The organism is Brevibacterium sp. p3-SID960 (genome assembly GCF_025144725.1).
GTDB lineage: Bacteria > Actinomycetota > Actinomycetes > Actinomycetales > Brevibacteriaceae > Brevibacterium.
On record NZ_JALXKS010000048.1, the window covers coordinates 1 to 22,719 of the forward strand.

Genomic DNA, 22,719 nt, shown 5'->3' on the forward strand with positions numbered 1-22,719 from the left:
CCCCGGGAGCAGAAGGATCAGGATCCGCGCTGGTCCTCCGGGACCTTCGCGGCATCGGCAACCTCGCCGAACCATTCTTCGACGAGCTTGTCGTACGAGCCGTCGTCGAACATCTCGCCGAGCATCGTGTTGAACTCATCGGCGAGTTCGGTGTTGCCCTTCTTGAAGCCGGCGCCGAGTGCCTCGTCGGTGTCGTAGTCCTCGGCGAGTTCGAGCTTGTCGCTGGCCTGGGTGGCGGCGTAGATCGTCGAGAGGTTCGCCACCGCCGCGTCGATCTGGCCCGAGGTGATCGCCTGGGTCAGCAGGCCGGAGTCCTCGAACTGCACAACCTTGGCTCCGGCGTCCTGGGCGTACGACTCACCGGTCGTCGCCTGCTGAGCCCCGACCTCCTTGTCCTTGAGCTCGTCAAGGGACTTGATGCCGGAGTCCTTGGTGACCATGAGGCCGAGGTTGTCGAGCAGGTACTTGTGGGAGAAGTCGAACTTCGTCGCCCGCTCTTCGGTGATCGACATGCCCGACAGCGCCAGGTCGCACTGCGCGGTGTCGAGGGCCGAACCGGATTCGATGGCCTCGAAGCCGGTGGTGACGACGTCGAGTTCGAGGTCGAGACGCTCGGAGAGCTTCTTGGCCAGGTCGATGTCGAAGCCGACGGTCTCGTTGTTCTCGTCGGTGAACTCGAACGGCTCATAGGGGATGTCGGAGCACAGGGTCAGCTTGCCGCCGGAGACGGGCTGGAAGCCTTCGGCGCCGTTGCCGTCGTCTCCGCCGCTGCCGCCGCAGGCGGACAGGACTAGGACTGATGCCGCCGTCAGGGCAGCAATGCTTAAGGATCGCTTCACGGAATTCCTCCTGGTTGCGGTGCGGTGAGGTTGTCACCGGGTGGTACGAACCCGGCGCCGGTGCTCCGGCGCCCACCGAAAGTGCGGTGTGCGGTTGAGCTTATCGTGAAGCAGGTCACAAGTCATTGGCGGCTGTGCGGCACTGGTGATTGTGTCCAAATCGTGTCCGCCCATCCCCGTGCCCGAGGCGGGGGTTCAGGCGCTGCCGGTCACCGGTGCCGAGGCGGTGGCTGGCTCCGCTCCCGAGGCGGTGGTCCCGGGGGCCTCGACTGCCTCCGTGGCGATCGCCGCCAGTGTCCGCTCAGCCAGGGCTGCAGCCCGCGGGCCGGTCATGAACCGCGGCTCGGTCGCCCGGGAGATGGCGATGCCGTCGAAGGTCGCCAGCGCCCACCCGGCCGCCGCCTCGGGATCGGGATGGTGCGGGTGGGCCGCCGTGACGAGTTCGCTCATCTGTTTCCGCAGCTGGGCCCATGTGCGGGCGTGGATCTCGGCGAGTGAGGGGGTGACGCGGGACAGGGCGACGAAGTCGAGCCAGATGCCGGCGGCGGTGAGGTCTTCCTCGCGGATCGAGCAGAGCATGAAGGACAGGTGGCGCAGCACTGAGGCGGCCTGCCCGGCCTCTTCGGCAGGAGTGCCGGCCGGTTCCAAGGTCCTCAGGTAGTCCTCGATGTCGGCGGTGACCGCATCCGAGATCGCCTCCATCGCTGCAGTCAGCATCGCGGCCTTGGTGGGGAAGTGGTGCTGGACTGCGCCGATCGACACCCCGGCCTGACTGGCGACCGTGCGGACGGTGGCCTTCTCGATGCCGCCTGCGGCGATGACGGTGACGATCGCCTCGACGATGTGGTCTCTGCTGGTGCTCATGGATCCTTCTCTGTCGGCGGTCACGGTGCTCCCGCACCGGCAATACAAGTGTATTGCACACCCGACCATACGACTGTATTGTTTCGGCTATGGAGACCTCCCCGACCCGCGGCGCAGCGGATCCCGGCGCACGTTGCGACCGGCCAGCCGGCCCCGCTGGCACCTCCGCTCGTGACGCCACAGCTGCCCCTGGCCGCCGACGCGTCGCTGGACTCGATATCGCCCGCGGTGCCGCAGTGCTCGGCACGCTCGGCACCAACATCTGGCTCTTCACCCACCCCGCCGGGCTGCTCGGCTCCCTCCTCGATCCACTCGCCGGGATTCCCGCAGGTGCTCAGACGCTGGCCTTCCAGGTGCTCAGCTCCCTGAGCAACGGCAAGTTCCTCTCCCTGCTCATGATGATGTTCGGCATCGGCGTGTTCCTGCAGTTCACCGCCTGGCGCAAGCGCAGCAGGCGCCGCGGCTGGCTGCGCACCTACGTCCCGCGCGCAGGACTCCTGTTCCTCGACGGGCTCATCAACTTCATCCTCATCGCCGAATTCGACGTGCTCATGGGCTATGCCGTCACCGGCTTCATCATCGCCGGGATCATCGCCACCTCACCGCGCAGCGCACGCATCTGGGCCTGGGTGACCGGGGCCCTCCATGTGTTCGGCATCGGTCTGCTCAGCCTCCTGCTGCTCACCCAGCCGGGAAGCGCCAACGGCGTTGCCGGTTCCGAGCTCACCGGCCCGGCCGCCGACTGGCCGCTGTGGGACGGCATCAACCCCTACCGCGAGGCCAGCTTCACCGAACTCGCCGTCTTCCGCCTCGACAACAGCCTCATCTTCCGTGCCGAACCGATCTTCACCCTCGCCATGGGCATCTGCCTCTTCATCATCGGAGCCCGCCTCTTCGCCGCCGGCATCTTCACCGAAGACGGTGCCGGGCTGCGCCGCCGCTGCCTGCTCATCGGCGCCGCTGCCGCACCTGTCGACCTGATGTTGGGCATCATCGGCTCGCCAGCTGCGGTCGTCGCCCAGCGCTACCTCACCGCCAGCCTCGTCGCCGTCGGTCTGCTCGCCCTCATCGCCCATGCCAGCCTGCGCCGCTGGATCCCCCGGGCCATCGAGACTGCGTGCGCGGCCGCCGGGCGGATGTCGCTGAGCGTCTACGTCGGCCAGAATCTGCTCGCCGGCGCCCTGTTCTTCGGCTGGGGGCTCGACCTCGCCGGCCGGTTCCCCGACGCCCGGCTCGCGCTCACCGTCATCGGGTTCCTCACGGTGCTCACTGCGGTCATCGCCTTCGCGCTGACGTGGCAGACGATCGCCGCCCGCCGCGGTGTGCGCGGACCCGGTGCCCGCGGGCCGCTCGAATGGCTCACCCACATCGCGCTGACGAAGTTGTCGTGATCCCGCCTCGGAGGCCGCGGGGAGGAACCCGTGTGCCGCTGCTGTGCTGGCGGTCCACACCCTCACCCTCGCGCATATTGTTGAACAATTGCTAGAGTGTGTCGCATCACACGGTGAGGTCATTTCCGCGCCCGCGTACCGCGGCCGGACCGCATATCCAACCGAGGGATCGTCATGAACAGCCGCAATCCGGACCACACGCCCGACCACCACGGCGCCCACGCAGCCGGGGTGCAGGGTGACGCCGCGCACGCTGACACGGGAAGCGCAGGCGGCACCCAGGCCGATGCGAAGAAGGCGGTGACGATCGGGGCGACCGGTCGCACCGCGATCTTCGGGGCCATGTTCCTCATGGCCACCTCCTCGATCGGCCCGGGCTTCATCACCCAAACCTCGGTGTTCACCGTCCAGCTCGGCGTCGCCTTCGCGTTTGCGATCCTCGTCTCCGTGCTCGTCGACATCGCCATCCAGCTCAACGTCTGGCGGGTGCTCGGCGTCACCGGCCTGCGTGCCAACGAACTGGGCAACCGGGTGCTGCCGGGCATCGGCTGGGTGATGGCCGCCTTCGTCTTCATCGGCGGGCTCATCTTCAACATCGGCAACATCGGCGGTGCCGGCCTGGGCACCAACGCGATGCTCGGCATCGACGCGAAGATTGGCGGCGCGGTCTCAGCGCTCATCGCGATCTTCATCTTCCTGTCCAAGCGTGCCGGCGTCGCGCTCGACCGCATCGTCGTGGCACTCGGCGCGATCATGATCCTGCTCATGCTCTACGTTGCGATCGTCTCGCAGCCGCCGGTGGGCGAGGCGCTGAAGAACACGGTGCTGCCCGAGGAGGTCGACTTCCTCGTCATCACCACCCTCATCGGCGGCACCGTCGGCGGCTACATCACCTTCGCCGGCGCTCACCGCCTCATCGACTCGAAGATCACCGGACGTGAGAACATCGGTCACATCACGCAGGTTTCGGTGCTGTCGGTCATCATCACCGGCGTCATGCGCGTGCTGCTCTTCCTCGCGATCCTCGGCGTCGTCGCAGGCGGTGTGGCACTGTCACAGGACAACACCGCCGCCGACGCCTTCCGCGCCGCCGCCGGTGAGGTCGGTCTGCGCGTCTTCGGCGTCGTGCTGTGGGCGGCCGGCCTGACCTCGGTCATCGGCGCCTCGTACACCTCGATCAGCTTCGTGACCACTCAGCGCACGAGCCCGCGCATCCGTAACCTGCTTACCATCGCGTTCATCGCCGTGTGCGCGACCGCCTTCCTCATCCTCGACCAGGCCCCGCAGACGCTGCTCATCTTCGCCGGCGCCTTCAACGGCCTCATCCTGCCGATCGGCTTCGCCATCGTGCTGTGGGTTGCCTGGGTCCGCCGCGACCTGCTGCACGGCTACCGCTACCCGAAGTGGCTCGCCGCCCTCGGCACGCTCACCTGGCTGCTGACGATCTGGCTGGGGTGGAATTCGCTCACCGGCATCGCCGCCCTGTGGCAGGGATGACGATGGATTCCGTTCCCGAGATCCCGGCTGGCACCGTGCCCGAGGCGCCGGCTGGCGGCGTGCCCGAGGCGCCGGCTGGTGGCGCATTCGCCTCGCCTGCTGCGGCGCGGGCGGCGTTCCGGGCTGGGCTCGTGCGTCCCACCTCGGGCCTGTGCCCGGGCTACACGCAGGTCAACCTGCTCGCGGTGCCGCAGGAGTACGCCTTCGACTTCCTGCTTTTCGCCCAGCGCAATCCCAAGCCGATGCCCATCATCGGCGTGCTCGAGGCCGGGCAGACGAGTTCTGAGCTGCTGGCCGGAGGCGACATCCGCACCGATGTGCCCAGCTACCGCGTCTACCGCGACGGCGAACTGGCAGACACGTGCAGCGAGGTCACCGAGCTGTGGCGTGAGGACATGGTGGCCTTCCTCATCGGCTGCTCATTCACCTTCGAGTCTGCGCTGCTGGCAGCCGGGATCGAGATCGCCCACATCAGCCAGGGTGTCAACGTGCCGATGTACCGCACCTCGATTCCCACGGTCCCGGCCGGCATCTTCTCCGGCCCGCTCGTCGTGTCGATGCGCCCGCTGCCAGCCAGTCAGGTCGCTGAGGCGGTGCGGATCACCTCGCGCTATCCGGCCGTGCACGGAGCGCCCGTGCACATCGGCAATCCGGATGAGATCGGCATCTCCGACCTCGCCTCCCCGGAATACGGCGACGCGGTCGAGATTCCGGAAGGCCACATCCCGGTGTTCTGGGCCTGCGGTGTCACCCCGCAGGCGGCGCTGCTGGCAGCCCGGCCGAGCCTGGCGATTGCCCACGCGCCGGGACAGATGCTCATCACCGATGCCGCCGACAGCCGGTTCCAGGTGCCGTGAGGTGTCCTGCCGCCGGAAAGCCGGCGAATTCCCGGGACATGACGATCGCTCAGCGCGCCCCGTTACGCTCAGCGGCGCAGCGATGAACCGACGACGGGCCGCCAGAAGAGCATGACGGCTGCCAAGCCGACCCCGGAAATGCGGAGCGGACGGTGCTGACGGCTGCTCCCGATGCGTCGAGGAGTCCTGTCGCTCACGACGCTGGCGGACCGGCTGGCCGCTCAGGCCCGGGCGAGCAGCTCGCGCACATCGGCGCGAGCACGCTCAAGATAGGCGCGCATCTCCGCAGCCGCCTCCATCCGTCGGCCCTCTGCGGCCAGCTGTGCGATCGCGGCATTGAGTTCGACGTAGGGAAAGTGGAAGTTGTGCCGCTCAACGGAACCGCGGATGAACACGAGCCGCATGAGCGCGAGCATTCGCACCATGACGGTATCGGCGTACACGGAGTTCGCCGAGGCGATGATCGCGGAGTGGAACCGCTGATTGGCATCACCGGCGCCGTGCGGATCGCCGGCTGCCATTGCCGCCCGGCCCTCCTCGACGCAGCGCGTGAGCAGCGCCGCATCGAGACGCTCGGACCACTGCAGTGCGGCCGGTTCGAGCAGTGAGCGGAACCGGTAGATCTCATCGACATCGCGGGTTTCGGGAAGCGTGACGCACACGCCGCGGTGCGGCCGGCGCGCCACCACCCCGAACTCCTGCAGGGAGACGAATGCCTCGCGCAGGGTGTTGCGGGATACATCGAGTCGGCCGGCGAGTTCCACTTCGTTGAGCTTCTCACCGGGTTCGAGCATGCCGGTCGAGATCTCATCGAGCAGCGTGTGCACCACGCGCTGCGGTGCGGACACGTAGTTCTCGGTCACGGCGCCATCGTAGAATACTCGTTCAGGATATCCGGGCAAGCGTCTGACCTGCGGACACTTCGTCGCCAGCGGCCAACGATCGGCAGGCGATCGTCCCGTCTGCCGGGGCTGTGATGTTGGATTCCATCTTCATCGCCTCGATCACCGCGACTGTCTGGCCCTCCTCGACCGTGTCGCCGTCTGCCACCTTCCACGTGACGAAGCTGCCGGCATACGGGCTTGTGACCTCCGCTCCCGAGGCGCCGGCCGCCTGGGAGCTGTCAGTCGCCTGGGAAATGCGGGCCGCGTCGTCCCGCCCGCCCGAACCCTGAGCGGACGGGCTCTCACCTGCAGACGCGTCGGCGCCGGCAGCGGAGAGCCGGTTGAGCAGCTCGGCCGGCAGGCCGATCTCGACCCGGCGGCCGTCGAGCTCGATGCCGAAGCGGGTGAGGGGCTGCCCGGCCTGGTGATCGGCGAAGGCGGCAGTGCGTTCGAACTGCTCGGCGAAGTCGCTTTCGATCCACGTCGTGTGCACGGCAAAGGACTCGGCGAAATCCGGATGGTCCAGCACCGCCTGATGGAACGGCACCACGGTGGCGACACCGTCGATGACGAGTTCGCGCAGTGCCTGCCGGGCACGCGTGATCGCCTGGTCGCGGTCGGCGCCGTAGACGATGAGCTTGGCCATCATCGAGTCATAGGCACCCGGGATCGTCGACCCGCTTGTGACCCCAGTGTCGACGCGGATGCCCGGGCCGGTCGGGACCTCGAACCGGGTGATGGTGCCCGGGCAGGGGACGTAGCCGTTGGCGACGTCCTCGGCGTTGAGCCGGAACTCGATTGCATGCCCCAGCTGCGGCACGGTGATCTCGCCCGCGTCCTCGGCAGCAGTGCCGTCAGCTGCAACTCCGGCAGCATCCCCGGCAGCGCCGTCAGCAGCAAGGCCGGCAGCGCCGTCAGCAGCAAGGCCGGCAGCGCCGTCAGCAGCGCCGCCGGCTGCGAAGGACAGCGGCTGGCCGGCGGCGATGCGGAACTGCTCGCCGACGAGGTCGATCCCGGTCGTCATCTCGGTCACCGGGTGCTCGACCTGCAGGCGCGTATTGACTTCCAGGAAGCTGATGGTGCCGTCTTCAGCGATGAGGAACTCGACCGTGCCGGCGCCGGCGTATCCGGCAGCGCGGCAGATCTTCACCGCACCGGCACGGATCGTCGCCTCCTGCCAGGCGGTGAGGAACGGCGCTGGGGCCTCCTCGACGAGCTTCTGGTTGCGCCGCTGCAGCGAGCAGTCCCGCAGCCCGACGACGAGCGTGTGCCCGTGCGCATCGGCGAGGACCTGCGCCTCGACATGGCGGGGGCGGACGAGGAACTTCTCCACAAAGCACTCCCCGCGGCCGAACGCCGCCACCGCCTCACGCCCGGCGGCAGCGAAGGCGTCTTCGACATCGTCGAGCTCGTGGACGACCTTGAGCCCGCGCCCGCCACCGCCGTAGGCGGCCTTGATCGCAATCGGCAGGCCGTGCTCTTCGGCGAACGCGTGTGCCTCTTCCCAGTCCTCGACCGGCCCGTCCGAACCTGGGGCCAGCGGAGCGTCGACCGACAGCGCGATCTCGCGGGCGGTGACCTTGTTGCCCAGCTTCTCGATCACCTCTGCCGACGGTCCGATCCACGTCAGCCCTGCCTCGGTGACGGCGGAGGCGAACGCGGCGTTCTCGGCGAGGAACCCATAGCCGGGATGGACGGCATCGACGCCTGAGCGCAGGGCGGTCTCGATGAGGGCCGGGATGTTCATGTACGTCTCGGCCGGGGCAGTGCCGGGCAGCCGGTGGGCTTCATCGGCGATGCGGGCGTGGAGTGCGTCGGCGTCGGCATCGGAGTACACGGCCACTGAGCGCAGCCCGTGGTCGGCGGCGGCGCGAGCGATGCGTACGGCGATCTCGCCGCGGTTGGCGATGAGCACAGATGAGAGCGTCATGTGGGATCTCCTGCTGAGTCGGCGGCTGTCTCGAAGACGGTGAAGCGCACCTGGGCACCCGGCGGCAGCTGGGCGGCGAGGTCGAGGTCTTCGGCGATGACGGTGGCGATGACCGGATACCCGCCGGTCACCGGATGGTCCGCAAGGAACAACACCGGCTGGCCCTCCGGCGGCACCTGGATCGCCCCGGAGACCATGCCCTCACTCGCGAGCTCCCCGGTGTCTTCAGCCCGGCGCAGCGGCCGGCCGCCCTTGCCTGCATGCAGGCGCAGGGCGATGCGATTGGACTCCTGGCTGACCGTCCACACCTGGCCGGTCAGCGTCTCCCGTTCACCGGGAGCGCACCAGTCCTCGCGCGGCCCGGGCACCACCCGCAGGGACGCGGACATGAGGGGACTCTCCGGTAGGGTCGCAGGCTCCGATCCGCCGACGGCACCGACATCGGGGGTGACGGGAACCTTGAGCTGCTGGCCAGCACTGATCGGCTCGGGGCCGAGTCGGGAGAGCGTGTCGGTTGCTGCCGAGCCGAGCACCTCGCTGGTGACGAACCCGCCGCGGATCGCGAGATAGCTGCGGATCCCGTGTGTCGGTGCACCGATCTCGACGCTCTCACCGGCCGGGACGACGAGCGGGGTGCGCAGCGGGGCGGGCTGCCCGCCGACGGTGACCGGCGCCTCGGCTCCGGTGACGGCTAGGGTGAGGTCGGTCTCAGCTTGCAGCGCAAGCCCGCCGAAGAGGCATTCGATGACGGTGGCGTCGCCGCGGTTGCCGACGATCCGGTTGGCCTGCCGGGCCGAGGCGCGGTCGAGCACCCCGGAGGTCGGCACGCCGGTGTCGCCGTGGCCGGTGCGCCCGCGGTCCTGGAACAGCGCCTGCAGACCCACGGCGGTGACCCTCGCCGCCGGGCGGGCCGGCTGGCTCGCCGGCGCCGAGGCGGTGGCCGGGGAGAGAATGATCTCCTCGCTGACAGCCCGGTAGCGGATCTCATCACCCGGGCTGATGCGGTTGGGCGGGTCTTCGCCCACGTCCCACACCGAGGTGGGGGAGGAGCCGAGCAGCTGCCAGCCGCCGGGTGAGTCGATCGGGTAGACGGCGGAGAACGACCCGGCCAGGGCGACGGAACCGCGCGGCACCTTGGTGCGCGGGGAGGCCCGGCGCGGGGTGTCCCAGCCGCTGCCGGCGGCGGTGCAGTAGGCGAAGCCGGGGGAGAACCCGCCGAAGGCGGCCAACCAGTCTTCGCTCGTGTGCCGGTCGATGAGCGCCTCGGTCGAGACGCCGTAGTGCTCGGCGACTGCCTCGAGGTCCTCGCCGTTGTAGACGACGTCGATGTCGATGCGCTTGTGCGCACCTGCGGCCGCGTCATCGGGGGTCAGTTCGCGCAGGGCGGTCAGGGCCATGTCGAGGCCGCGGCGGGTGGCGGCTTTGAACAGCAGCGTGCGGGCGGCGGCGATGACCTCGATCTGCGCGTCGAGCGGGTGGGCGCTCAGGTGGGCGTGCCAGGCCATGACGGTGGCGGTGTCGGGCAGTTCGATGAGCACCGAGCGGGTGCCCATGAGTCGGAACTCCGGGGTGCTCGTCACTGCGCCCGGTCGGTCGGCCGGGTTCATGCGAAGCTCGTGACCGTCACGCCGGCTTCGTCGAGGGCCTCGCGGATGGCTTTGGCCATCTCGACGGCGCCCGGCGAGTCGCCGTGCACGCAGATCGACTGAGCGTCGACGCGCAGAGTGGAGCCGTCGCGGGCAGTGACCGTGCCCGAGGTGGCCATCTCGATGACCCGGGAGCGGACGGTGTCGATATCGGTGACGACCGCATCGTCTTCCGAGCGGGGGACGAGCGTGCCGTCGGGGTTGTAATTGCGGTCGGCGAAGGCCTCGGTGATGACCTGCAGGCCGGCCCTGACGGCCATCTCAGCGGCGATCGAGCCGGGCAGCAGGAGCAGTGGGACGCTGCGGGAGAAGGCGCGCAGGCCGTCGATGACCGCCTGGGCGTGCTCGGCGTTGCGCACAAGCGCGTTGTACAGCGCGCCGTGGGGTTTGACGTAGCGGACCTCGGCGCCGTGCGAGCGGGCGATCGCATCGAGGGCGCCGATCTGGTAGAGCACCTCGTCAGCCAGCTGCTTGGGGTCGTAGTCGATGAACCGGCGGCCGAAGCCCGACGGGTCGTTGTAGGCCGGGTGTGCCCCGATCGTCACGCCGCGGGCAGCGGCCTGGCTGACGGTGGCCGAGATGCCGTGGGGGCTGCCGGCGTGGAAGCCGCAGGCGACATTGGCCGAGGAGACGACGTCGAGGATCGCCTCGTCATCGCCGACGGGAATGCCGGCGACCGATTCGCCCAGGTCGGAGTTGACGTCGATGCTGCTCATAGCTTCTCCTCCAGTTCGCCTCGGCGGGCCCTGATCGTTGTTGAAAAATTCTACGGGATGCGGGCCGGTGTGGCCTCGACGGAAGCTGGGGAAACGGCCGGCACCGCGGATGGTGGCTCAGCCGACGGGGGTGTCGGGTCTCAGTAGCCGGCGGCGCGGCGGGCCCGGCGTGCGTTCACCCGGCGGGTCTCTCCGCGGATGGTGAAGCAGGAGATGACGGTGCCGACGAAGAAGAACCCGCCGGTGAGGAGGAACAGCAGGCCCATGACGATCTTGCCGATGTAGAAGTACTGCAGGCCTGCGATGAGGACGAAGCCGAGGAGGGTGAGGACGAGGGCGAGGCCGGGATCTTTGGCCGGTTCGGTGGCGTAGGGCGACATGTGAGCTCCTTTCGCGAACAGGTGCGCGTGCTGGTGCTCTTCCAAGTCTGCCCTATTGTCATCCGAACCGGCTGGAAGTGACGGGTCCTGGACGGAAGGCCTGGCCGGGAGCCTCAGCTGAGCAGCCGCACGCCGGCCAGTGCAAGCCCGCCGAAGAGCACGCCCCAGGCGATGATCGACACGATCTGCCAGATCGCCACCGCATTGCGGGAAGCGCCGAAGGAGACCATCGCCATCGAGGTGATCTGGCTGGGCAGCACGGTCTGGCCGAGCAGGCTGACGCCTGGCACGCCCCACCGGTCGAAGGCGCGCCGGAGCCTGGCCCGCTTCGGGGAGTCGGCCCGCTTCCGCGCATCAGCCGGCTTCCGCGCTGTCACCCAGGCGCGGATTGTGTGAGCACCGTAGACGAGGGCGAGCATCGACAGCACATTGCCGACGATCGCGGCCGGAATCGCGACCACGGGATGGACGCCGGCGACGATGCCGATGACCGAGCCGAAGTACGACTCGACGAACGGCAGTGCGGAGATGAGGATGATGCCGGCCCAGCGGGCCCACATCGGCAGCGAGGTGGAGAATTCCTGGAGTGCTTCGAACATGGGTCTCTCCTTCACGAGGGGCGGCTTCACGCGGGGCTGCACTTGTCTGGTACAGCGTGCTAGTTCAGTGTACTGGTACGGTGTGCTAGATTGTCAAGTGACGATCGAAAGTCGTGAACGAAGCGCTGGAAGAGGCGCCAGGCGGGAGGAGTCCGATGGCTGACAGGCGGGAGCAGATCGTCGAGGCCGCCCTTGAACTCGTCGAGTCCGGCGGGCCGGGTGCTGCGAGCGTGCGCGCTGTCGCCGAGCGTGCCGGCATCGGCGCGAGCACGCTCCGGTACCATTTCCCGACTCAGAGTGCGCTCTTGCGCGCAGTGGCTGAGCGGGCCTATTCGCGTGAGGTGCCCGATCTCGACATCGCGAACTCCTCACGGGATCCAGCCGAACGGCTGACCGAGTGCATGCTGCAGTTCCTGCCGCATGATGACGAATCGACGCGCTCGCTGCTCGGCATCTGGGTCACCCAGATGTCCAATGCCTTCGGCCTGGAGGCTGATGACTCCAGTACGCGGATGCTCTCACGGCTCTACGAGATCGGGCTGGCCAGGGTCGAGTCATGGCTGCGCGTCCTCGCCGCCGAAGGGCATCTTGCCGAAGTGGACATCCCCGACCGCGCCTCGCTGCTGAGCGCGGCCTGCGATGGGCTCATGCCGCAGTTCGGCGCCACCGACCTGGAGCTGACGCTCGATGTCGCCCGAAGACGACTGCGCTGGCTGTGCGGAGCCGTGCTCGACCACACGCCCTGAACCCGAAACGCGTGCCACGCACCGCCCGGGGAGGGGCACCCGAGAAGAGAAAGACCCCGGTTCGCACGATCGCGCGCAAACCGGGGTCTGGAGGTCTCAGTTCAGAGGGCTGAGGGCCGGTGGGTTCAGACCATCACTTCGATCAACCGCGGTCCCGGCTCAGCCAGGGCCTCGGAGAACGCGGCGTCGAGTTGCTCGACAGTCTCGACACGACGGGCCGGTACGCCCATCCCCTCGGACACGGCCGACCAGTTGGGCACCGGGTCGCTGAGGTCGAGCAGCGCGCTCGCCTTCGGGCCGAAGTCCGGCACTCCGACATTGGCCATCTCATTGCGCAGGATCTGGTACTTGGCGTTGTTGAAGATGAGCGTGACGACGTTGAGGCCCTCGCGTGCCTGGGTCCACAGCGCCTGCGGCTGGTACAGGCCCGAGCCATCGCTTTCGAGCGTGATGACCGGACGGTCCGGGCAGGCGATCGCGGCGCCTGCGGCCACCGGCATCGCATAGCCGATCGACCCGCCGGTGCCGGAGAACCAGTCGTGCGGGCGCGCCGTGGCGGTCTGTGCCCAGAAGCTCCCGCCGGTCGTGAGGGACTCATCGACGACGATCGCGCCCTCAGGGATCGCATTGCCGAGGAACGCGCTGATCTTCTCCGGGGTGATCGCGCCGCTCGGCATGCCCGGCAGAGACAGCTCAGCAATCTGGCCGCGGCCCTCAGCGGTGCTGGCGCCGGAGGCGATCCCATCACCGGGGACATCAGCACCGGTGGCATCGACCGCCTCGGCGAGAGCCTCCAGTGCGGCGAGCGCATCGCCTTCGCGCGGGCAGATCTCGAAGAAGGTCGTGCCGGCGGCAGTGAGCACGCTCGACTTGTCCGGGTAGGCGAAGAACGCCACCGGCTCCTTCGAGTCGACGAGGATGAGCGCATCGAAATCGGCGAGCAGCTCCTGGGACGGCCCCACCGGGTACGGCACCTTGAGTGTCGTCACCCGCCCGGCGCCGCGCTCGGTGCGGGGGGCGAAGGTGTCAGACAGCAGATGCGCGCCGGTGGCAGCGGCAATCCGCCCGGCCACAGCGAGCTGTTCGGCCCGCACAGCTCGCCCGCCCATGAGGATCGCAGTGCGCGCACCGGAGGCGCGCAGGCGCTTGGCGGCGGCGTCGATGACGCGCTCGTCGAGCACCGGGCGCGGCAATGCGGCGGCAGTCGGCACGGCCGGGTCGCCGGTGACCGGATTCCAGGCCGTGTCAGCCGGCAGGATGAGCGAGGCGACACGACCAGCCTCGGCCTGGCTGATGGCATCGGCGGTGTCGGCTGCGATGGTGTCCGGTGATGGAGAGCTGCGCACCCAGTGGCTGAACGGGCGCGCGGTGCCTTCGATGTCGGATGTCAGCGGCGCGTCGAGGTCGCGGTGGTAGGTGGCGTGATCGCCGATGACATTGACGATCCCAGCCCGGGCGCGCAGAGCGTTGTGCATGTTCGACAGGCCGTTGGCCAGACCTGGCCCGAGGTGGAGGAGCGTCGCGGCAGGGCGATCAGTCATGCGCGAGTAACCGTCAGCCGCACCGGTGACCGTGCCCTCGAACAACCCGAGTACGCCGCGGATCTTCGTCGCCTTGTCCAATGCGGCAACGAAGTGCATCTCCGAGGTGCCGGGATTGGCGAAGCACACCTCGATGTCGTTGTGTTCAAGGGTGGCCAGGAGTCTGTCGGCGCCGTTTGTCATCGGTTCTCTGCTTTCTCTCATCAGCTGGCGCTGCGTGTCTCAGTTGAAGCTGCGTTGTCACTGCCGCGGGCCGGCTGTGTCAGCGGTCAGTAGGGCATGGGGTCGACCGGCCGGGACCCGCTTGTCAGGGGCCGACGGCGCGGCGGCGCGCTGCCGCGCGGTTGACAGCCCTCATCTCATCACCGCCTGCGAGTCCCCGCAAGACGCCAGACGGAGTGAGCTGCGGGCCGGACTCACCGCACAATGCTCTCACCAGCAGTCATGCTTTACCGGCATGGAACCAATCATGCTCTACTGGCATGGAATATACCTAAAAGCGGCGTTTGATGTGCATCAGCGCAGGCCACTGCGGTTGGGAGCCGTTGCACGTGTCGTCTGTCGGCCGAGCTCCGCCTTCATCTGCGAATCTGCCGCCGCATCCGCGACGTCGTCGTCCGCAGGTCCCTGGCGGTCGCGTCATAGGTGACGAACTCCTGGGTGTCCGTGTCGACGGTCCCTGCGGCTGCATCTTCATGCGAGCGTCTCGCCTGCGGTCCCCCACTGGAGATCCCTGTCCGGTCAGTCGGATCGCCCCCGTTGGCCCTTGTGCCGAGCCGCTCCTGCCCCCTACAGTGAATACACTGTATACAAAACGTATGGCGGGCAGCGCGGCCCGCCGCCTCACTCACGCTCAAAGGAGTAGTCGTGTACGTCTATAACACCTGGTACGTCGCCGCCTGGAGCCACGAAGTCACCGACAAGCCCACCGCCCGCACCATCTGCGAGCTGCCGCTCGTGCTCTTCCGCACCCAGGACGGCCAAGCACACGCACTCGTCGACCGCTGCGCTCATCGCGGCTTCCCGCTCTCGGAGGGCCGGGTCGTCAACGACTCCGTCGAGTGCGCCTATCACGGCTTCACCTACGGCCGCGACGGCCGCTGCACGCGTGTGCCCGGCCAGACCGCGCTGCCCGACCGCGCCCGCGTCGGCACCTATCCGGTCCATGAGAAGGACGGCTGGATCTGGGTCTACACCGGCGATCCGGAGCGCGCTGACATCAGCGACATCCCCGACACCCACTGGCACAACGACCCCGAATGGGCACCGGTGTTCCACTCCCTGGGCATCAACTGTCGGGCCGAACTCGTCCACGACAACCTCCTCGATCTCACCCACGAATCGTGGATCCACCAGACGACCGTCGGCGACGACTACATCTACGAATACGGCGTCACCGTCGAAGTCGAGGGCAACACTGTGAGCGTCGACCGGTTCATGCCCAGCGTCGAGGCCCCGCCGCTGTATAAGGACACGATGGGCATCTCCGGGCCCTACGACCGGTTCCACTGCACCGAATTCCATGTGCCCAACCACCACACCCTGCACTCGGGCATCACAGCCGAGGGCCAGCCGCGCGAAGACGGTTACCTCATCAAGGTCACCAACGCGATCACCCCGATCGACGCCGACCACTGCTGGTACTACTACTGCTTCGCCCGCAACTTCGCCGTCGATGACGAGCAGGCGACCAAGGACCTCGAAGTCGGCCTGGCCACCGTCCTCAAGGAGGACGCCTGGGCGCTCGAGCACCAGGAGCGCGGGCTCAAGACCCGCCCGGCTGACGAGTTCGACGTGCTCATCGCCCAGGACGGCGGGGTCGCCAAGGCGCGCCGCATCATGAACGCCCTCATCCGTGCCGAGCAGCGTGAGGCGGCTGCGAAGCACGAGGCGACCGAGACGACGAGCCCCACCGTCGCCTCGGGCGCGGCCACCAGCACTGCGAACACCAGCCCCGCGAACAGCGCCGCCCAGCCGGCCGGTCAGGAGGTGTGAGCGATGTGGATGCTCTCGCGCGGCAGCGCCTTCGACGCCTCGGGCGAGGCCGCCACGGTCGGTGCCGCCTACACTGCCCGGGCCGGCGACGGGCGGGTGCTCGCCTCGTGCCCGGATTCCCCGGAGCGCGGGGATCGTTGGAAGTGGACAATCCGGCTGACCGGGACCGAACCCCACGCCGGCGTCGACATCGACCACGACCCCGAACTTGTGACCATCACCCGCACCACCGTCGAAGGCCCCGGCGAGAAGGACCTGGACCGCGCCACCGGCAGGCAGTTCGTCATCGTCCCGGTCGCCGGCGCCTGCCAGATCAGCATTGCCGGCGGGCCCTGGGCTCGCGACATCACCCCCGGCGACGTCTACATCGCCGAAGGGGAGGAACCTGAGACCCTGCGCATCTCCGCCGCTGACGCCCGCACCCGCGTCGAGGCGATCGAGATCGCCTCGGCCGACGGCAGCCCGCTGCGCTGGGTGCCCTGAAGGAGGAGCTGTGCCCGAACTCATCGACATGAAGGTCATCGGCACCCAAGCGGTGTGCGAGGACGTGATGGCCGTCGAACTCGAACGCGCCGACGGCGGCCCATTGCCCACCTGGAGCCCCGGCTCCCACATCGACATCGAGCTGGCTGCAGGACTGGTGCGCCAGTACTCGCTGTGCTCGGACCCGCGCGCCCCGCGCACCTGGCAGATCGCGGTGCGCCGCGAACCCCGTTCCCGAGGCGGCTCGGACTTCGTACACGGCCAGCTCGCCCCCGGCGCGGTGCTGCGGGCAACCGCGCCGATCAACCGATTCGTCTTCGAGGACGCTGACGAATACGTCTTCATCGCCGGCGGCATCGGCATCACCCCGCTGCTGCCGATGCTCAGGCAGGCCTGGTGGCGGAAGAAGCCGGCGCGCGTGTACTACCTGGGCCGCAGCCGGGGCAGGCTGCCGTTCATCGACACCGTCGAAGAGCTCTGCGACGACGTCACCGTCCATGAATCCGCCGCCGCCGGCCGGCGCGACACCGCCGCCGACCTCGCTGATCTGCCAATCGGCGCGCGCGTCTACGCCTGCGGGCCCGATGCGCTGCTCGACGGGCTGGCCGTCATCGCCGAACGGGAGGGCTTCGCCGATCGGCTGCACACCGAGCGGTTCGTCAACGAGACCGGAGAGGGCGTCACGGTCATGGCTGATGACCGGGAGTTCCTCGTCGAGACGAACACCGGCGCCGAGGTGAGAGTGCCGGTGGGCTGCAGTGTGCTCGAAGCTCTCGAAGGGGCCGGCTACCGGCCATTCAACTCCTGCCGGGAGGGCATCTGCGGATCATGTGAGACCGATGTGCTCGCAGGAGCCATCGATCACCGCGACTCCCTGCTGTCTGAGGCTGAGCGGCAGGCCGGAGATACCATGATGATCTGCGTCTCCCGCTGCACCGGCGACCGACTCGTCCTCGACATCTGAGGACAGGGGCGGCTGAGCTCCGGGCCTTCTGTACCCGGAGCATCTGAGCGCACGGGCATGAAAGCGGTGACAGCGGAGACACCGCAGGAGAGGAGATGCTGATGGCCAATCTGACCGCTGAGGTCAAGGACAAGATCACTGCCGCGGTGGCCAGCGGTGAGCTGGCCCCGGGAACGATGCTGCGCCAGGAGCACATCGCCGAACGCTTCGGTGTTTCCCGCACACCTGCCCGCGAGGCGCTCGTGCAGCTGGCTGCTGCTGGGGTCGTGAGTCAGCGCAGCGGCCGCGGCTTCGAAGTCTGCCCACTCAACGACACCACCGTCGCCGATGTCCAGCAGGTGCGCTTTAGCCTCGAGGCACTCGCCCTGCGCTCACTGACAGGCCAGCTCACACCTCGGGTGCGGTTGGAGCTGTCCCACCGACTCGACCAGGCCGAGCTCGCGCTGGACGCCCCAGCGGAGTTCTTCGAACTCTCCCGTCGCTTCCACATCGAGCTCGTCGACGCGTGCGCGAACTCCTATCTGCGCTCAGTGCTCACCAGCGTGTGGGACCACCCAGTCCAGCAGCGCATCGGCGCCCGAGCCGGAGCCGACCGCGCCCAGCGAGAGGCGACACTCGCCACCCACCGTGAGCTGCTCGCCGCGCTCGCAGGCGGCGATGCCGCAGCTGCCGAGGCTGCGCTCATGGCCTGCCACACTGACTGACATCTCCGCTGCTGTGCAGCAGTGTCTGGTGCGGGGTGCAGTGTCTGGTGCGGGGCGCGGTGAGGTGCGCTGTTCTGGTGTGAGGCGCGGTGTTCCGGTGTGGGACCTCCTGGGCGGTGGCGAATGCAAACCCGCCGCAGCCGGTTCGCAGCTGAATGTGAGGGCTGCGACCGCCTGGGCTCACATGTCCCTGTTTACGTCAGCGTCACCGACAGGCCATGTCGGTCTGTCACTTTCGGGAGTATGGATGCAACGATTTCGGCTCTCCGCACCTGGATCGAGACCACCGGACAGCAGTGGCTGGCCGATGACAACATCACAGGCATCGACATCGCCCACAAGGTCGTCGAGGGCATGACGCTCGATGTCGTGTGCCTGCGCTTCACCGTGCGCCGCAAGCTTGCGGCCGCCGACCCCGCTGCCACCATCCCGCCGTATGTCAGCATCGGCGAGCGCATCGTTCCCACCGATGTGATCGAAGCCCGCCCGCTGGCCGCCGCTCGTCAGCCGGCCCGAGCCTGCGCCTGATCGACGCTGACCCGGCTGCCTGCCGTGGCGTAGACTGAGGGCATGGCTGCACAGGATCGCAAGACTCCAGGACCATCGGTCAAAGACGACGAGATGTATGAAGCGCTGCGCCGCGAGGGCAACAGCAAGGAGAAGTCCGCGCGCATCGCCAACGCCGCCGCGCAGGACTCCCGTTCTGATGTGGGCGAACGCGGCGGGCATGCCGACTCATACGAAGATTGGACCGTCGAGCAGCTGCGCAAGCGCGCTGCCGAACTCGATATTGCCGGCCGCTCGAAGATGAATAAAGACGACCTCATTGCAGCCTTGCGGGGATAAACTCCGCCCCGCACGCGGGACCGTGACCACCGGTGCGGCTTCCGCCGGCCGCGCGCATCGTCATCGGCGCGCACGCGGAGCTAAAGAACCTGCAGACGCAGCGACTCTGCGAAACCCCGGGCCGCGAGGAGCGCCCGGGGTTACGATGGTGCTGACAGCGACGTCATCTGACCCAGGGGATCCCATGGCCACGCAACCGCAGCACAGCACCACAGACCGCAGTTCAGGGGAGGGGATCGGTTTCGCCCTGCTCGAAGCGGTCTTCGCCACGACACCTGCCGACCGCGCACCGGATGCCGATACAGATGTCGTGCACCGGCTGGAGACGTTCCACGAGATCTATCCGAACGTCGGCGACGATCTGCAAGCGCTCATCAACCTCGGCGAGGCTCCCGTGCGTGAGGTGATGGGTGAGGACATGATGGCCGGCCGGCTCAAGAGCGAAGCGCTCATGGACGCGGCGATGAGCTTCGCGAACCTCGACCCGCGCGTATCGACTGCAGCTGATGCGGCCGCCCACTCACGTACCGACCTCGAAGCGGCGTATACGGCGGTGCCCGGCTTGGGTGCCGGAACGTTCGAGCAGTTCCTCTCCCGTCTCGGGCTGCCCGGCTCCGAGGGCTGACCGACGATTCAACCCGTGCCGGTTCAGCGGTGTGAGCCGGCACGGTGATCCGGATCCGTGTACTCGTCAGGCTCGGACGCCGTGCTCTCTGGCTTCTGTGCCTTGCTGGCGCCTTCGAGCTGCTTGCGGGCCTGTTCGGTGAGCTTGACGCGCTTGGCATCGATGATCTCATTGCGGCGGGCGAACACGCTGATCGAGCCGAGACCGGTGCCGAGGATGACAAACAGCGGCCAGAACCAGATGACCGATCCCGAAATGATCGAAGTGAATGCCCAGATCGCTACGCAGATCCCGACCGGGCCTGCGACGATGCCGAGGAGCGCGTTGCGCCGTTGGGTCTTGTAGTGCTCGACCGCTGCTGCGTCGATCTCCTCGCGGGTGAGCGGAATGTCACTGTCGAGTTCGGCCAATGCAGACTTCCGCGGGTCGACATCCGGGGCGAGATCGGACAGCAGCGGCGGCAGCTCACCGAGGGTCTTGGCGGTATTGGCGGTGTCGGTGCGCTCGTCGAACTCCTCGCGGTCGAGGCGGCCATCAGCGTAGGCCTCGGCGAGGAAGTCGCAGGCTACAGAGCGGTCGGCAGTCGAAGCTCGCAGATCCGGGTTGCGGCGCGGGTCATGCGCGAACTGCTCCCAGGGACTTCCGTGGCCGGTCATGACAGCAGAGTATCTCAGATCACGCGAACTTCCAGAGTCCAATCGAGCCGACTGGCGGCCATCGGACGGGAGAGCCTATGTAAGGGGCACCCGTCACTCTCGACGGAGGCGGCTTCTCGACGGCCGAGGACGGAACCCCGGTCATCGACGACTACCTGCTGGCGCTCACCGGCCACTATGCTGCTGCCGTGTTCACCGACGTCACGCTCGCCGACGCCGTCGCTGAGGGAGGTCAGCTCCATGCCCTCCGCCTCGTCGGCGGTCCGGCGGGGACCCTGCCGGAGTTCGACCACGACGGCACGCGCGCATTTCGGTGACAGTGCGCAGGCGTAGAGTGAAGAGCGCATTCTGCATCCAAGAAACGACAGCTGAGCGAATCGAGGAAGAATGCTTTCCACTCTCGTCCGCATCAGCGGCCGTCTGACCCTGGCCCCGATCTTCATCACCGGTGGCTTCAACGCCGCGAAGAACCCTGCCGGCCGACCCGACAAGGCCGCCGCCACTATCGACACTCTCCGCGAGTACGTTCCAGCGATCCCCGAGAACGATGAACTCGTCGTCCGCCTCAACGGCATCGTTCAGGCAGCTGCCGGAACCGCGCTCGGCCTCGGTGTACTGCCGAAGGCCTCCGCAGCTGTGCTGCTTGCCTCCCTGGTGCCGACTACGATCGCCGGGCATGACTTCTGGAACGAGACCGAACCGGACAAGCGCGCTGCCCAGCAGCTGCAGTTCTCCAAGAACGCCGCCATCATCGGCGGGCTGCTGAGCATCATCGGCTCCCGCCGGTGACAGCACTGAGCCGCCAATGAACGAACCCGCCCCGGCCGAGTCCACCGCCTGGGTCGCGGCGTCCGCTGGAGCGGCCCTCGTTGGCTGCGATAGCACTCGGGGCAGCCGGGCGGCTGCTGGCCCGGGCCGCTGCTGCTGGCAGCCGGGTTCGGCTGCGACCGCTTGCCGGCAATGGGCGCCGGGGAGGCCTCGCTGCTTGTGCTCATCGGGATCTCCACCAGGGCTGTCCAGGCGGCGGCCCGGACGATCATGATGAGCCGCGCCGACGCCCGCAGGAGACCGAGCGCCCGTGGGCTGTGGAACGTCTGATTCGATATCGGCCCGGGGCTCAGTGCGCACGCAGGCAGTGCGCCGGTGCGACCGGTTCATTCGCAGCCGATGCCGTCACCGTCGCGGTCGAGATGCGAGCCGTAGCCCGGCTCCCCGACGTGCACCGGCGCTCCGCCCCGGTCACGCGCTTCGGTGCAGTTCTTATAGGCACCGCCGGTGCCTGACCCTGGTCCGGCTCCACCCGAGCCCCTGGAATCTGACTTCGCACCGGACCCGTTGGAGGAGGCTCCGGAGCCCGAACCGCCCGGTCCGGAACCGCCTGAGCTCGGTCGGCCCGAACCTGAACCGCTCGACCCGTTCTTCGTCGGTGCATCGGCATAGGAGGCGATGTCCCCGCCTGAGGTGCTCGGCCAGCTGGCATCGGAGGTGAAGGCCGGTTCGTCATCGCAGGCGGACAGCACCCGAATCATCGCCTCTTTCTCCGCAGGAACCACCCACAGCTCGTACTTGTGTTTGACCGCGATCTGCCGCGAGACGTATTCGCAGCGATAGGATTTCCGCGGCGGCAGCCACGTGGCGGCGTCACCATCGCCCTTCTGGGCGTTGAGCCGTGGCTCGACGGCCAGCAGATTCAGCGGATCGTTGCCGAACTCCACTGCCGTTGCCGCATCGAAGGACTGCGCTCCGGTCTGCCAGGCGTTCGACAGGGCCACGAGGTGGTCGATGTCGATGTTCTTGCCGTCGCCGCGGATGAAGTCGAACGTGTCGCCTGAGAACTTCGAGGTGAGCTCTCCACCGAGGACGACGCAACCGCTGTGCTGCAGGGTGATGTCGCGCAGGTCTCGGCGCAGCACGTCATTACGCGTGTCGCAGCCGTTGCGGTCGGTGTCGTCGCGCCACCCGAAGAACTCGCGGTCGTACCCGGTCTTCGGTGCGCGGCCTTTGACCTCCAGCTCGGCGAGCATTGCCAGAGCGCTGCCCGGCGAAGCCGTTTCGGTGCTGGTAGGCGGCGAGGTGGGACTGGCATCGGTGCCAGCCGCGGCTGTCGGCTCGCTCGTCGGAACCCCGGCGTTCGATGACGGTCCGGCCTCCGGCACCGCGCTGCCTGACTGCTCGTCGTCATCGGAGTCGACGAACGCCCCGATGACGGCGAAGACGATGATCGCAGCCGCGGTCCACCACAGCCGGTGCCGCCTCCGGTCCCCGGCAGCCCGGCGGGTCTTCAGAGGCCGAGGGGAAGGCATCGACACCATCCTTGCGCGTGAGACTGGCAGTACAGAGCTCTCAGCTTACCGGCAGACCTGCCGCGCCAAGCAGGAGGCGCGCCTCCTGCCTGCTTGGCCTCATGATGGGGCAATGACGGCCGATATATCGCTGTGAACTCTCCACTGAACTCGGGGGCGATCCACGATGCTCCTTGGCCCAGCCGACTCGGCGCAGCTCGTCTTCGTGTTCGGCTGCGAAATACAAGGTCGTCATGTCGTGCAGGCACAGTGA

At 68.0% G+C, this 22,719-nt stretch carries 26 protein-coding genes; 13 read left to right on the top strand and 13 right to left on the bottom strand.

Annotated elements, in window-relative coordinates:
• Nucleotides 1–17 precede the first annotated feature (17 nt).
• Nucleotides 18–839: an ABC transporter substrate-binding protein gene (locus M3B11_RS12080; RefSeq protein WP_259877684.1), complete on the bottom strand. Its 822-nt coding sequence runs from the start codon at nucleotides 837–839 to the stop codon at nucleotides 18–20.
• A 195-nt stretch (nucleotides 840–1,034) separates the two neighbouring features.
• Nucleotides 1,035–1,703, bottom strand: a complete 669-nt coding sequence (locus M3B11_RS12085) for a TetR/AcrR family transcriptional regulator (protein WP_259877685.1) — start codon at nucleotides 1,701–1,703, stop codon at nucleotides 1,035–1,037.
• An 89-nt stretch (nucleotides 1,704–1,792) separates the two neighbouring features.
• Between M3B11_RS12085 and M3B11_RS12090 the strand changes: the two genes are divergently transcribed.
• The 3 genes from M3B11_RS12090 (at nucleotide 1,793) to M3B11_RS12100 (ending at nucleotide 5,448) form a co-directional block, all read left to right on the top strand.
• Complete coding sequence (locus M3B11_RS12090; protein ID WP_259877686.1) at nucleotides 1,793–3,094, top strand: DUF418 domain-containing protein; 1,302 nt, start codon at nucleotides 1,793–1,795, stop codon at nucleotides 3,092–3,094.
• 174 nt (nucleotides 3,095–3,268) lie between these two features.
• Nucleotides 3,269–4,591 (top strand): NRAMP family divalent metal transporter, encoded by a 1,323-nt coding sequence (locus tag M3B11_RS12095; RefSeq protein ID WP_259877687.1) that lies wholly within the window; start codon nucleotides 3,269–3,271, stop codon nucleotides 4,589–4,591.
• A gap of 2 nt (nucleotides 4,592–4,593) precedes the next feature.
• Entirely contained in the window at nucleotides 4,594–5,448 is an 855-nt protein-coding gene (locus M3B11_RS12100) for a putative hydro-lyase (protein ID WP_259877689.1), read from the top strand.
• 221 nt (nucleotides 5,449–5,669) lie between these two features.
• Here M3B11_RS12100 and M3B11_RS12105 read toward each other — a convergent pair whose 3' ends face one another.
• The 6 genes from M3B11_RS12105 to M3B11_RS12130 all read right to left on the bottom strand — a co-directional run bounded on the left by M3B11_RS12105 (nucleotide 5,670) and on the right by M3B11_RS12130 (nucleotide 11,603).
• Entirely contained in the window at nucleotides 5,670–6,311 is a 642-nt protein-coding gene (locus M3B11_RS12105; protein WP_259877691.1) for a GntR family transcriptional regulator, read from the bottom strand.
• A gap of 22 nt (nucleotides 6,312–6,333) precedes the next feature.
• Entirely contained in the window at nucleotides 6,334–8,262 is a 1,929-nt protein-coding gene (locus M3B11_RS12110) for a biotin carboxylase N-terminal domain-containing protein (protein ID WP_259877693.1), read from the bottom strand.
• Nucleotides 8,259–9,842 carry a 5-oxoprolinase/urea amidolyase family protein gene (locus M3B11_RS12115; RefSeq protein ID WP_259877695.1) on the bottom strand — a complete coding sequence of 528 codons (1,584 nt, stop codon included), beginning with the start codon at nucleotides 9,840–9,842 and terminating at the stop codon, nucleotides 8,259–8,261. Before M3B11_RS12115 ends, M3B11_RS12110 begins: the two co-directional genes overlap by 4 nt.
• A gap of 23 nt (nucleotides 9,843–9,865) precedes the next feature.
• The gene (locus M3B11_RS12120) at nucleotides 9,866–10,624 is read right to left on the bottom strand and encodes a LamB/YcsF family protein (RefSeq protein ID WP_259877696.1); all 759 of its coding nucleotides are present in this window, start codon (nucleotides 10,622–10,624) and stop codon (nucleotides 9,866–9,868) included.
• Between the two features lie 140 nt (nucleotides 10,625–10,764).
• On the bottom strand, nucleotides 10,765–11,004 hold the full coding sequence (locus M3B11_RS12125; RefSeq protein WP_217006235.1) for a TM2 domain-containing protein: 240 nt from the start codon (nucleotides 11,002–11,004) through the stop codon (nucleotides 10,765–10,767).
• Between the two features lie 113 nt (nucleotides 11,005–11,117).
• Nucleotides 11,118–11,603 (bottom strand): hypothetical protein, encoded by a 486-nt coding sequence (locus M3B11_RS12130; RefSeq protein ID WP_259877697.1) that lies wholly within the window; start codon nucleotides 11,601–11,603, stop codon nucleotides 11,118–11,120.
• 155 nt (nucleotides 11,604–11,758) lie between these two features.
• On the opposite strand from M3B11_RS12130, the gene M3B11_RS12135 reads away from it, so the two are divergent.
• Nucleotides 11,759–12,349, top strand: coding sequence for a TetR/AcrR family transcriptional regulator (locus tag M3B11_RS12135; RefSeq protein ID WP_259877699.1), 591 nt, complete (start codon nucleotides 11,759–11,761; stop codon nucleotides 12,347–12,349).
• 125 nt (nucleotides 12,350–12,474) lie between these two features.
• On the opposite strand, the gene M3B11_RS12140 is transcribed toward M3B11_RS12135, so the two are convergent.
• Entirely contained in the window at nucleotides 12,475–14,073 is a 1,599-nt protein-coding gene (locus M3B11_RS12140) for an acetolactate synthase large subunit (RefSeq protein ID WP_259846240.1), read from the bottom strand.
• Nucleotides 14,074–14,757: 684 nt separating this feature from the next.
• On the opposite strand from M3B11_RS12140, the gene M3B11_RS12145 reads away from it, so the two are divergent.
• The 7 genes from M3B11_RS12145 to M3B11_RS12175 all read left to right on the top strand — a co-directional run bounded on the left by M3B11_RS12145 (nucleotide 14,758) and on the right by M3B11_RS12175 (nucleotide 19,507).
• The gene (locus tag M3B11_RS12145) at nucleotides 14,758–15,885 is read left to right on the top strand and encodes an aromatic ring-hydroxylating dioxygenase subunit alpha (protein ID WP_259877701.1); all 1,128 of its coding nucleotides are present in this window, start codon (nucleotides 14,758–14,760) and stop codon (nucleotides 15,883–15,885) included.
• A gap of 3 nt (nucleotides 15,886–15,888) precedes the next feature.
• A complete protein-coding gene (locus M3B11_RS12150) occupies nucleotides 15,889–16,368 on the top strand; it encodes a hypothetical protein (protein ID WP_259877703.1) in 480 nt (159 codons plus the stop codon).
• Between the two features lie 10 nt (nucleotides 16,369–16,378).
• Nucleotides 16,379–17,332: a PDR/VanB family oxidoreductase gene (locus M3B11_RS12155; RefSeq protein WP_259877705.1), complete on the top strand. Its 954-nt coding sequence runs from the start codon at nucleotides 16,379–16,381 to the stop codon at nucleotides 17,330–17,332.
• Nucleotides 17,333–17,433: 101 nt separating this feature from the next.
• A complete protein-coding gene (locus M3B11_RS12160) occupies nucleotides 17,434–18,036 on the top strand; it encodes a GntR family transcriptional regulator (RefSeq protein WP_259877707.1) in 603 nt (200 codons plus the stop codon).
• Nucleotides 18,037–18,279: 243 nt separating this feature from the next.
• Nucleotides 18,280–18,564 carry a hypothetical protein gene (locus tag M3B11_RS12165; RefSeq protein ID WP_165883705.1) on the top strand — a complete coding sequence of 95 codons (285 nt, stop codon included), beginning with the start codon at nucleotides 18,280–18,282 and terminating at the stop codon, nucleotides 18,562–18,564.
• Between the two features lie 42 nt (nucleotides 18,565–18,606).
• Nucleotides 18,607–18,882 carry a Rho termination factor N-terminal domain-containing protein gene (locus tag M3B11_RS12170; RefSeq protein ID WP_165883704.1) on the top strand — a complete coding sequence of 92 codons (276 nt, stop codon included), beginning with the start codon at nucleotides 18,607–18,609 and terminating at the stop codon, nucleotides 18,880–18,882.
• A gap of 184 nt (nucleotides 18,883–19,066) precedes the next feature.
• Entirely contained in the window at nucleotides 19,067–19,507 is a 441-nt protein-coding gene (locus tag M3B11_RS12175; protein ID WP_259877708.1) for a hypothetical protein, read from the top strand.
• Nucleotides 19,508–19,530: 23 nt separating this feature from the next.
• Here M3B11_RS12175 and M3B11_RS12180 read toward each other — a convergent pair whose 3' ends face one another.
• Both M3B11_RS12180 and M3B11_RS12185 read right to left on the bottom strand, forming a co-directional pair.
• The gene (locus M3B11_RS12180) at nucleotides 19,531–20,163 is read right to left on the bottom strand and encodes a DUF1707 domain-containing protein (RefSeq protein ID WP_259877709.1); all 633 of its coding nucleotides are present in this window, start codon (nucleotides 20,161–20,163) and stop codon (nucleotides 19,531–19,533) included.
• Nucleotides 20,164–20,177: 14 nt separating this feature from the next.
• Entirely contained in the window at nucleotides 20,178–20,510 is a 333-nt protein-coding gene (locus M3B11_RS12185; protein ID WP_259877710.1) for a hypothetical protein, read from the bottom strand.
• 40 nt (nucleotides 20,511–20,550) lie between these two features.
• On the opposite strand from M3B11_RS12185, the gene M3B11_RS12190 reads away from it, so the two are divergent.
• Entirely contained in the window at nucleotides 20,551–20,952 is a 402-nt protein-coding gene (locus tag M3B11_RS12190) for a DoxX family protein (RefSeq protein ID WP_259832336.1), read from the top strand.
• Nucleotides 20,953–21,123: 171 nt separating this feature from the next.
• Nucleotides 21,124–21,261, top strand: coding sequence for a hypothetical protein (locus M3B11_RS12195; protein WP_259877711.1), 138 nt, complete (start codon nucleotides 21,124–21,126; stop codon nucleotides 21,259–21,261).
• Nucleotides 21,262–21,317: 56 nt separating this feature from the next.
• Here M3B11_RS12195 and M3B11_RS12200 read toward each other — a convergent pair whose 3' ends face one another.
• Complete coding sequence (locus M3B11_RS12200) at nucleotides 21,318–22,466, bottom strand: DUF1524 domain-containing protein (protein WP_259877712.1); 1,149 nt, start codon at nucleotides 22,464–22,466, stop codon at nucleotides 21,318–21,320.
• Nucleotides 22,467–22,506: 40 nt separating this feature from the next.
• Nucleotides 22,507–22,719: hypothetical protein (locus M3B11_RS12205; RefSeq protein WP_259877713.1), on the bottom strand; the 213-nt coding region annotated here is incomplete at its 5' end.

Excerpts from the sequence above, each read along its gene's own strand:
- M3B11_RS12085 (WP_259877685.1), bottom strand. The coding sequence starts at position 1,703 with ATGAGCACCAGCAGAGACCACATCGTCGAGGCGATCGTCACCGTCATC.
- M3B11_RS12090 (WP_259877686.1), top strand. The coding sequence starts at position 1,793 with ATGGAGACCTCCCCGACCCGCGGCGCAGCGGATCCCGGCGCACGTTGC.
- M3B11_RS12095 (WP_259877687.1), top strand. The coding sequence starts at position 3,269 with ATGAACAGCCGCAATCCGGACCACACGCCCGACCACCACGGCGCCCAC.
- M3B11_RS12100 (WP_259877689.1), top strand. The coding sequence starts at position 4,594 with ATGGATTCCGTTCCCGAGATCCCGGCTGGCACCGTGCCCGAGGCGCCG.
- M3B11_RS12110 (WP_259877693.1), bottom strand. The coding sequence starts at position 8,262 with ATGACGCTCTCATCTGTGCTCATCGCCAACCGCGGCGAGATCGCCGTA.
- M3B11_RS12120 (WP_259877696.1), bottom strand. The coding sequence starts at position 10,624 with ATGAGCAGCATCGACGTCAACTCCGACCTGGGCGAATCGGTCGCCGGC.
- M3B11_RS12125 (WP_217006235.1), bottom strand. The coding sequence starts at position 11,004 with ATGTCGCCCTACGCCACCGAACCGGCCAAAGATCCCGGCCTCGCCCTC.
- M3B11_RS12130 (WP_259877697.1), bottom strand. The coding sequence starts at position 11,603 with ATGTTCGAAGCACTCCAGGAATTCTCCACCTCGCTGCCGATGTGGGCC.
- M3B11_RS12135 (WP_259877699.1), top strand. The coding sequence starts at position 11,759 with ATGGCTGACAGGCGGGAGCAGATCGTCGAGGCCGCCCTTGAACTCGTC.
- M3B11_RS12140 (WP_259846240.1), bottom strand. The coding sequence starts at position 14,073 with ATGACAAACGGCGCCGACAGACTCCTGGCCACCCTTGAACACAACGAC.
- M3B11_RS12150 (WP_259877703.1), top strand. The coding sequence starts at position 15,889 with ATGTGGATGCTCTCGCGCGGCAGCGCCTTCGACGCCTCGGGCGAGGCC.
- M3B11_RS12160 (WP_259877707.1), top strand. The coding sequence starts at position 17,434 with ATGGCCAATCTGACCGCTGAGGTCAAGGACAAGATCACTGCCGCGGTG.
- M3B11_RS12165 (WP_165883705.1), top strand. The coding sequence starts at position 18,280 with ATGGATGCAACGATTTCGGCTCTCCGCACCTGGATCGAGACCACCGGA.
- M3B11_RS12170 (WP_165883704.1), top strand. The coding sequence starts at position 18,607 with ATGGCTGCACAGGATCGCAAGACTCCAGGACCATCGGTCAAAGACGAC.
- M3B11_RS12175 (WP_259877708.1), top strand. The coding sequence starts at position 19,067 with ATGGCCACGCAACCGCAGCACAGCACCACAGACCGCAGTTCAGGGGAG.
- M3B11_RS12180 (WP_259877709.1), bottom strand. The coding sequence starts at position 20,163 with ATGACCGGCCACGGAAGTCCCTGGGAGCAGTTCGCGCATGACCCGCGC.
- M3B11_RS12185 (WP_259877710.1), bottom strand. The coding sequence starts at position 20,510 with ATGCGCTCTTCACTCTACGCCTGCGCACTGTCACCGAAATGCGCGCGT.
- M3B11_RS12190 (WP_259832336.1), top strand. The coding sequence starts at position 20,551 with ATGCTTTCCACTCTCGTCCGCATCAGCGGCCGTCTGACCCTGGCCCCG.
- M3B11_RS12195 (WP_259877711.1), top strand. The coding sequence starts at position 21,124 with ATGGGCGCCGGGGAGGCCTCGCTGCTTGTGCTCATCGGGATCTCCACC.
- M3B11_RS12200 (WP_259877712.1), bottom strand. The coding sequence starts at position 22,466 with ATGCCTTCCCCTCGGCCTCTGAAGACCCGCCGGGCTGCCGGGGACCGG.